The sequence below is a fragment of the Luteococcus sp. H101 genome (genome assembly GCF_038433155.1).
Taxonomy (GTDB): Bacteria; Actinomycetota; Actinomycetes; order Propionibacteriales; family Propionibacteriaceae; genus Luteococcus.
On record NZ_JBCDMW010000017.1, the window covers coordinates 44,532 to 52,481 of the forward strand.

The following is a 7,950-nucleotide window of genomic DNA, read 5'->3' on the forward strand; positions in this document are numbered from 1 at the left end:
CCATGTCCGTCATCCGAAAGCCCATCCTCGCCCTGACCCTTCTCGTGCTGGGTACAGGGCTGCTCACCGGCTGTTCCAGCACCGAGCACACCGAGCAGACCACCTTCGACTTCCCTGCCAGGAGCCTGCAGGTGAACAACCCCAATGCGAACATGCCGGTGCAGGTCGTCTCCGGGCCGCAAGGCAAGGTCTCGGTCAGCGTTACGACCACGTCCGTCGGCAAGGACGCCACCACCCCCGCTTGGTCCCTGTCCGGGGCGGAGCTGGAGCTCGGCTCACCCTGCAGCAAGGGCTATGTCGGCATGTGTGAAGGCAGCTACACGGTGACCGTCCCCTCGGGGACCTCAGTCACGGTGAACGGGAACGCGACGCCCGTTGGTTGAACGCGTCTGGCCAGCCGCTGCCCGCAGCAGGTGCGACACGGCCACTCCCAGACAGGGGAGTGCGGTCAACCAGGCGCCGAGCACCGGGACGGGCGCCATTGTCGCCAGCAGGGGCCAGTTGGACTGCCGGCCAACGAGCCTGGTGCCCAGGGAGGGCGTGAGCACCACGAGGAGGAAGGTGGTGAGGCACAGCAACGCCACCGCATGCCCACGCCACTGGCGTGGGACCTCACCCCTGAGTCGTCGACGGATGGCCACAACGCATCCCGTGCAGGCCAGGACAGCGACTGCGGCGATGCAGCTGTCCACCACGGGCGACGGCGCGCCCAGCGGCGGCCGGGGCTGGCCGCGGTGGATCGCATACAGGTCGTTGGCGATGTCGTCGGCCCTCGGGCCGGTGGCATTGACCACGACGGTGATGGCGACGTCATCGGGGAACAGGCCGATGTAGGCGCTGTGTCCCGCTCCGGTCCCACTGTGCGAGGTGCGTACCACACCGCCGTCGGCCGGTTCCCCGTGCCACCAGCCCAGCGCGTAGCCCACCGAGTACTGGTGCAGGGGGCTCTGGCGGCGGTGCATCTCGCGCAGGGAGCCGCGAGTGAGGACCCGTCCCACTCCCGGGCCGTGCCCCTGCTGGAACAGGGCCCACCGCGCCAAGTCCTGCTGGGTGGTCCACAGCCCACCGGCCCCGCCGGCGAAGGTCCGTGGAGTCCTGGTCGGGACGGCTCGCCCGAACAGGTAGGAGTGGTTCCGGGCCGTCGGTGTACCGGTCTCGGGCACTTCTCCCGTGTGGTCCAACAGGACGGTGGAGTGCATGCCCAGTGGTTCGAGGACCTCGCGCTGCAGGTGTTCGGGCAAGGGGGTACCCGTCACCTCCTCCACCAGGACCTCGGCGATCCAGTAGTTCACATTGCAGTAGTCCCACGACGTGCCGGGTGGGTAGGCCAGACGACTCTGGGCGAGCAGTTCGACGGCCTTGCGCGGCGTTGCAGGGGCTGCCGAGTACTGGTTGAAGCCCAGCGTGGCATCGGTCAACCCGCTGGACTGGTTGAGCACCTGACGGATGGTGATGCTCCCGGAACGCGGGTCGTCGAGCTCGAACCCGGGCAGGTGTTGGCGCACCGGGTCGTCAAGCCGCAACCTGCCACGCTCTGCCAGTTGGAGCACCGCGGTGGCGGTGAAGGCCTTGGTCAAGGAGGCCACGGGGACCATGGTCCCCGGAGCCAGGGATCCGCTGGAGGCCTGGTGCAGGACCTTCCCGTCCTGGAGGACGGTCACGGAGACGCCCGGCACGCCCGAGGATGTCGTTGCCTCGAGGTACTGCTCGACGGTGGTGGGGAGCTGGCCCTGGTCGTGTGGCAGGGCCGACCACAGACCGAGGGGAAGGGCCAGGAGGAGCAGGACCAAGAGGCCGCAGGAGGTGCGTCGTGTCATGGTCGCGACGCTACGGATGCCGGCGTCGCACACGTCATTGCCGAAGGGTCGGGCAAGACTTCACCAAAGTGAGGGGTGCCAGGGCCGGGATGCTGCCTAGCATCGTCGTCATGGACATGGGAATGGTGCGCGCTTCGCTCGCTGGGACTGCCCTGGGCTGCGCGAGCGCCATGGCCGTTGGCCGGGGCTCGCTGTGGTGGTTCGCGGTCCCGGTGGCGCTGGCGGTGCTCGTCCTGGCCACCGAGCATCGACGGTGGCGCCGTGGGACCGTGGCGGCGGCCGTCGCGGGGCTCCCGGTCGCGGCAGGGCTCGGGGCGCTGGCCTATCCGCAGCACGCGGCGGGTGCCATTAACTCGACACTCGTGGCGGCAGCCTTGCTGATGGTCGGGGCGTCCGTGGTCGGGTGGCGCGCTGCGCTGCACTACCAACGCGAGGAGGGACGGCGCGCCCAGGAACTGTTGCGTGTGGAGCAGGAGCGACGATCCGCCCAGATCAGGGAGGCGTTGGTGGACCAGCGGGTCAGGCTGGCCGAAGAGCTGCATGACGGCATTGGCCACCGGCTCAACCACGCCGTCCTGCGCCTGGGCGCCCTGGGGATGCGACTCGACGACGAGCAGACCGCCGACGAGGTCTCCCGGGTGCGCTCGGACCTCGCCGCCATCCTCGACAGCGTGGGAGACCTGGTCACCCTGCTCGAGCCCGACGAGTCCCGGCCGCCCCTGGCGATCGAGCAGGTGCTCCAGTCCGCCCGGGTCGCGGGGACACAGGTGGACTGGGAGGGCAACCAGCTGGAGGAGGCCGGCCCCGGCCAGCGGGCCCTGGTGGCCGGGGTGCTGGCCGAGGCCCTGGCCAATGCCGGCCGACACGCTCCGGGAGAACCGGTGCGGGTGGTCGTGCGACAAGAAGCGGAGCAGTTCGGCCTGCACATCTCGAACCGGATCACCGCGGGAGGCAGGCCCGGCGCGGGGACAGGTCTTCGGCGCACGCGCCAACGGGTGGAGATGGCGGGTGGTCGTCTGGAGGTCACCGAGGATGAGCTGTTCGTGCTGGAGCTGATCCTGCCCCGCCAGGTTCCGGTCGAGGTGGGGGTGCGGTGAGCATTCGCATCGCCCTGGCCGACGACGATGCCATGGTGCGCGAGGGGATCGCTGTCCTGCTGCGTCACGATCCGTCGCTCGAGGTCGTCGTCTCGTGCGGCGACGGGGGCAGCCTGGTGCGCGAGCTCACCGCCCATGCCGTCGACGTGGTGCTGCTCGACATCCGGATGCCCGGGATGGACGGCATGGTGACCCTGCGGGAGCTCGGCCGCATCCACAACCGGGCACCCGTGGCGATGCTGACCACCTTCCGGCAGGAGGACCTTCTCGAGGAGGCCATCGATGCCGGTGCCCAGGGTTTCCTGCTGAAGTCCGACCCACCCCAGGACCTGATCCGCCAGGTGCATGCCCTGGCCGATGGTGGTGCGGTCTTCTCCCCGCGCGTCGCAGCATGGCTGATCTCCGGTGGCCGGCTGCGCGAACTGCAGGAACGTCGCAAGGCCGCCCAGCGAGCACAGCAACTCAGCCCTCGGCAGCGGGACCTGTTGGCGCAGCTGGCCACCGGCGCCAGCAATGCCGAGATTGCGCGCGCCCTCCACCTGAGCGAGGGAACCGTCAAGCAGTACCTGCGTGGCCTGTTCGACGAGCTGGGCGTCCAGAACCGGGTGCAGGCCGCGCTGGTGGGGTACCAGGCCGGGCTCGTCGGCCGTTGAGCCAGCCACCCAGCGCCGTCGAACGGACGAACAGCTGGTAGCTGACCAGCAGGATCACTGTGGTGGCACCAATGTTCAGCCCAACCTTGAGCAGGATCGGCCAGCCGAGCGGCGCCAGCAGCACCTGGAAGAAGGTCAGCAGCACCAGGTGCATCAGGTACATCCAGTAGGAGGCGTCGGCCAGGTAGCGCACCCACGGACGCTCGGTGGTGAGGTGCCGCACGGCAAGCCCCAACAGTGCGTAGCAGCTGCTCCAACCGGCCAGCGCCATCAGCGTGAGCGCCACCCACTCCGGAAGGTCAGGGTCGACGGGCAGCACGTGGGTGCCCATCAGCGCGCCGGTCATGGTGACCACCGCCAGCCCGGTGTGCCACCAGGCCAGTCGTGCCAGCCGGGGCAGGGAGTCCGGGTCACACGACAGCACCCATCCGACGCCGACCGCGCCGAGGTAGGCGACCAGGGCGACGGGTCCCGGCAGCAGCGTGGTGGGGGCGACGATCCCGGACAGGTCGCGCTGCAGGTTGGTGGTGATCGCGTAGGGGAGCGCCGCCAGCAGGACGCCGCCGGGGGCACCCAGCCAGCGGGCCAGGTGCCGGGAAGTGGCCGCAGTGGCGCGCGGCGAGACGCGGGTGACGACCCACCGGATGGCCAACACCAGCAGGATGCACTGGGTCAGCACCCACAGGAACCACAGGTGGCCCAGGTCGAACTTGCTGGCGCCGCTCACGTCGGGACGCTCCAGCGGCAGCCCGGCGCGTTGGGCGTGCCAGGCGGCCAACAGGCCCAGGGGCAGGACGGCGACGGGCCAGAAGACGAACAGGGGCAGGGTGATCCGCTTGAGACGGTCCTTCAGGTAGCCCCAATTTCCGCGGCGTTCGCGCATCATGTGGCCGAAGTAGCCGGCCATCAGCAGGAAGAGCGTCATCCGGAAGAAGTGGATGCCGGAGATGATGGTGAACGGCCATACGGCCTGTTGGCTGTCGGGCACCAGCCAGGGCATGCCCGTCACGTAGGGCATCAGGGAGTGGATCACGATGCCCAGCAGGAGGGCGCCGCCGCGCACGGCGTCGAGTCCGTGGATCCGGGTGCGCGCCGGGGCCTGCGTGGCGGGTGGTTCGGGTGTCATCGGGGGCTCTCATTCGTGATGCTGCGCAGGTAGGTGTGCACGACGGCGCGTGCGCTCAGGCTGGTGTGCTGGCCCAGGGTGATGGCGGTGGGGAGGCTCTCGAGCAGGGCCCACAGCACCTCCGCGGCGTGGGCGGCGTCGACGCCCTCGCGCAGGCCGCGGCCCTCCAGCAGCCCGGTGAACAGGCGCACCACCTCGGCCCGGCCTTGGCCGAGCCGTTCGGCGGTGGCGGGGTGTCGTCGCGCTCGGTCGAGGAACATCGCGTTGACCCGCTCGAAGACCTGATTGGTCTCGTCGGTGGTGAGGATCTCGTCGACCAAGGCGTCGAGGATGGCGGCCGGGGTGGGGGTGGCAAGGGCCTGGACCGCGCGTTCGATGCGGACGGTGCGCTGTTGCTGGACGTAGTCCAGGACGAAGTCCAACATGGCCTCGCGGTCGGCGAAGTAGTGCTGCACGGTGCCCATCGACATCCCGACGTGCTGCGCCACCGTGCGCAGGCTGGCATTGTCCAGCCCGCGCTGGTCTGCCACCTCGACGACGGCGTGCGCCAGCACGCGACGACGTTCCTCATGGTCCACGATCTTGGGCATCCATCCTCCTTGGACAAGCGACCCTGCTATTATCATGCACATGACCGAAAAAAGCGAGTGGGCGCCATCGCAGATCCCATCCATGGCCGGACGCCATGCCGTCGTCACCGGCGCCGACCACGGCCTCGGCCTCGAGATCGCGACGCAGCTGGTGTCCCACGGCTGCGCCGTGACGATGCTCGGCAACCAGCCCGAGCGGGCACGAGCAGCCCGAGCCAGCCTCGCGACGCAGCATCCCCATGCGTGGGTCGACGTCGAGTTCGTGGACCTGGCAGACCTCGACTCCGTCGGGGCCTGCGGTGCGCGGCTCGTGGCGCAGGGGAGGCCCATCAACCTGCTGGTCAACAACGCTGGCGTGATGATGCTGCCCTACGCCACCACGGAGCAGGGCTTCGAACGTCACTTCGGTATCAACCACCTGGGGCACTTCGCCCTGACCGGGCGCCTGCTGCCCCTGCTCGTCGAGACCCCACACAGCCGGGTGGTGACGATGGCCAGCAATGGTCACAAGATGCCCGGACTGTCCTTCGACGACGTTCGTTCCGGCGTGGACTACAAGGCCATGCGCGCCTATGGCCGCAGCAAGCTGGCGAACCTGCTGTTCAGCCAGGAGCTGGCCCGACGACTTGCCGCCCACGGTCACCAGACATTGTCCGTCGCGGCCCATCCGGGTCAGAGCGCCACCAATCCCGGGGGCAAGCGGGGTCTGCGTGCCCTGGTGGACCGGTTGGTGGGCCAGGGCGTGGCTCGCGGCGCCGAACCGGCCCTGCGTGCAGCGACGGATCCGACGGTGCAGGCCGGTGACTACTACGGCCCCGACGGGCCGGGCGAACTGCGAGGCCCTGCCACCAAGGTCAAGCCCTCACGCGTGGCGCTGGACCCGGAGCTGGCGGCGGAACTGTGGCGACGCAGCGAGGACTGGTCTGGTCTCAGCTACCTGGACTGACCAGCAGTGGCTCGCCGTTGCCGTCCTGGATCCGGATGCCGTTGCCAGCCAGGTCCAGGGCGACCTCCAGCCGTTCCCCGGCGGGTCCGTGGACGGCATAGCGGTAGAACTCGTTGCGCAGCTCCAGCTTCTCGGTGCGGGCGTGCACCAGCCACGGATTGCGTCGGCGCAGGCCAATCAGGTCCTGGTGCAGGCGGAAGATCGGTTCTCCCAAGGGGGAGAGCAGGTCCGGGTTCTCCGGGAAGGTGGGGCGGACCTCGTCGTCGCCGCCAAGGCGCTCGAACTTGGTGCCGGTGAAGCCCTGCTCGTCGCCGTAGTAGAGGCTGGGGATGCCCCCGATGGTGAACAGCACCGCCAGCGCCGCGGCCACCCGCTCGTGGCCCACCAGGGTGGCGATCCGGGTGACGTCGTGGTTGCCGACGAAGGTCTGAGGCACCAGACCGCCGTCGAGCCAGCCGTTGTGGCGCTGCAGCGTCCAGTCCAGCTCGAACAGGTTGGTGTCCTTCAGCGAGCTCCAGGTGGCCTTCCACAACTCGTACTGCGTGATGGAGTCCAGGCCTGAGCGGCGCACGTAGTCGGCGTAGTCGCCGTGGATCATCTCGCCGACGAACCAGGCCTCGGCGAACTCGGGGCGCACCCGGTCCAGCACGCCCTGCCAGAATTCCGGCTTGATGGCGTAGGCGGCATCCAGCCGCCAGCCGTGGATGCCCTTGCGCAGCCAGTGCTTCATCACGTCGGCGACCAGATCCGCGGTGGCCGGTTCGTCGTGATTGAGCGCGACCAGCGAACCGTGGCCCTCGAAGACGGCGGCGCGGGGTGGCTGCTGGCTCCAGTCGATCCGGAAGAGCTTCGCCTCGTCGCTGTCCGGGCCCTTCTCCAGTGCGGCCAGGTAGAGGGGGTGCTGGTCCCCGACGTGGTTGAACACGCCGTCGAGCAGCACGACGATCCCGCGCTCCCGACAGGCGTCGATGAGCTTGTCGAAGTCGGCGTCGTCACCCAGCCGCGGGTCGATCGTGAAGTGGTCGGTGGTGTCGTAGCCGTGTGTCGACGAGGTGAAGACCGGCCCCAGCAGCAGGCCATTGGTGCCCAGGCGCTGGGCGTAGTCCAGCCAGTTGTGCAGGTGACCCAGCCGGTGGGTCAGGGCGCGTTCGTCCTCGCTCGACGGGCGTACCGGCGCCCCGGTGAAACCCAGCGGGTAGACCTGCCACCAGATGGCGTGCTCGAACCAGCGCATTGCCCTGACCTCTCCTCGACGGGGTGTGAGTACTCCCCACCAACAATGCCATTCGTCCAGACGGGCGGCGTGGACGACTCTACGGTGGGTCGCGAGCCACCCGGACTCCGGCTTCCGGGAGTCCCAGCGGCCCTTGGGTGGGGCGGCGTGACTCGCGGTGGGTCTGAGCCGGCCTCGAGCGCCCCAACCCGCTCGATTTTGCCTTTCGTTCGTCACCCTGTAATGTAGTTCTCACCGACGCGGGGTGGAGCAGCTCGGTAGCTCGCTGGGCTCATAACCCAGAGGTCACAGGTTCAAATCCTGTCCCCGCTACAAAGTGATGGATGGCGCTGGTCTTCGGACCGGCGCCATCGTCGTTTCGGGTTAGCGGCAGAAATGTGTGTATGGCTTCGGGCGTGTCATGGTCGCCAGCGGCCGGCCCAGCCTTTCTGGATGCCGTTGCCGTCTTCCCAGCTGAAGTTGGTGCCGGGTTGTGGGCCGAGGGGTT

8 protein-coding genes and 1 tRNA gene are annotated in these 7,950 nt (G+C 69.0%); 5 read left to right on the plus strand and 4 right to left on the minus strand.

Going from position 1 to position 7,950, the window contains the following annotated elements:
• Positions 1-2 precede the first annotated feature (2 nt).
• A complete protein-coding gene (locus AAEX60_RS06770; RefSeq protein ID WP_342102121.1) occupies positions 3-383 on the plus strand; it encodes a hypothetical protein in 381 nt (126 codons plus the stop codon).
• Here AAEX60_RS06770 and AAEX60_RS06775 read toward each other — a convergent pair.
• Positions 345-1,817 (minus strand): serine hydrolase domain-containing protein, encoded by a 1,473-nt coding sequence (locus tag AAEX60_RS06775; RefSeq protein ID WP_342102122.1) that lies wholly within the window; start codon positions 1,815-1,817, stop codon positions 345-347. The genes AAEX60_RS06770 and AAEX60_RS06775 overlap by 39 nt on opposite strands.
• A 110-nt stretch (positions 1,818-1,927) precedes the next feature.
• Here AAEX60_RS06775 and AAEX60_RS06780 point away from each other — a divergent pair, with 110 nt between their 5' ends.
• Together AAEX60_RS06780 and AAEX60_RS06785 are read left to right on the plus strand one after the other, a co-directional pair.
• Complete coding sequence (locus AAEX60_RS06780) at positions 1,928-2,914, plus strand: sensor histidine kinase (RefSeq protein ID WP_342102123.1); 987 nt, start codon at positions 1,928-1,930, stop codon at positions 2,912-2,914.
• A complete protein-coding gene (locus tag AAEX60_RS06785) occupies positions 2,911-3,567 on the plus strand; it encodes a response regulator transcription factor (protein WP_342102124.1) in 657 nt (218 codons plus the stop codon). The genes AAEX60_RS06780 and AAEX60_RS06785 overlap by 4 nt, the downstream gene beginning before the upstream one ends.
• Here the strand turns inward: AAEX60_RS06785 and AAEX60_RS06790 are convergent.
• Positions 3,470-4,693 (minus strand): acyltransferase family protein, encoded by a 1,224-nt coding sequence (locus tag AAEX60_RS06790; protein WP_342102125.1) that lies wholly within the window; start codon positions 4,691-4,693, stop codon positions 3,470-3,472. The genes AAEX60_RS06785 and AAEX60_RS06790 overlap by 98 nt on opposite strands.
• The gene (locus AAEX60_RS06795) at positions 4,690-5,283 is read right to left on the minus strand and encodes a TetR/AcrR family transcriptional regulator (RefSeq protein WP_342102128.1); all 594 of its coding nucleotides are present in this window, start codon (positions 5,281-5,283) and stop codon (positions 4,690-4,692) included. Before AAEX60_RS06795 ends, AAEX60_RS06790 begins: the two co-directional genes overlap by 4 nt.
• 40 nt (positions 5,284-5,323) lie before the next feature.
• On the opposite strand from AAEX60_RS06795, the gene AAEX60_RS06800 reads away from it, so the two are divergent.
• On the plus strand, positions 5,324-6,229 hold the full coding sequence (locus tag AAEX60_RS06800) for an oxidoreductase (RefSeq protein WP_342102129.1): 906 nt from the start codon (positions 5,324-5,326) through the stop codon (positions 6,227-6,229).
• Here AAEX60_RS06800 and AAEX60_RS06805 read toward each other — a convergent pair.
• The gene (locus AAEX60_RS06805) at positions 6,213-7,463 is read right to left on the minus strand and encodes an alpha-amylase family protein (RefSeq protein ID WP_342102131.1); all 1,251 of its coding nucleotides are present in this window, start codon (positions 7,461-7,463) and stop codon (positions 6,213-6,215) included. The two genes, AAEX60_RS06800 and AAEX60_RS06805, sit on opposite strands and share 17 nt — an antisense overlap.
• 238 nt (positions 7,464-7,701) lie before the next feature.
• Between AAEX60_RS06805 and AAEX60_RS06810 the strand changes: the two genes are divergently transcribed.
• Positions 7,702-7,775, plus strand: a tRNA-Met gene (locus tag AAEX60_RS06810).
• Positions 7,776-7,950 lie beyond the last annotated feature (175 nt).

Bases quoted from the DNA above. Each gene is read 5' to 3' on its own strand.
- AAEX60_RS06770 (WP_342102121.1), top strand. From the start codon at position 3: ATGTCCGTCATCCGAAAGCCCATCCTCGCCCTGACCCTTCTCGTGCTG.
- AAEX60_RS06775 (WP_342102122.1), bottom strand. From the start codon at position 1,817: ATGACACGACGCACCTCCTGCGGCCTCTTGGTCCTGCTCCTCCTGGCC.
- AAEX60_RS06780 (WP_342102123.1), top strand. From the start codon at position 1,928: ATGGACATGGGAATGGTGCGCGCTTCGCTCGCTGGGACTGCCCTGGGC.
- AAEX60_RS06790 (WP_342102125.1), bottom strand. From the start codon at position 4,693: ATGACACCCGAACCACCCGCCACGCAGGCCCCGGCGCGCACCCGGATC.
- AAEX60_RS06795 (WP_342102128.1), bottom strand. From the start codon at position 5,283: ATGCCCAAGATCGTGGACCATGAGGAACGTCGTCGCGTGCTGGCGCAC.
- AAEX60_RS06800 (WP_342102129.1), top strand. From the start codon at position 5,324: ATGACCGAAAAAAGCGAGTGGGCGCCATCGCAGATCCCATCCATGGCC.
- AAEX60_RS06805 (WP_342102131.1), bottom strand. From the start codon at position 7,463: ATGCGCTGGTTCGAGCACGCCATCTGGTGGCAGGTCTACCCGCTGGGT.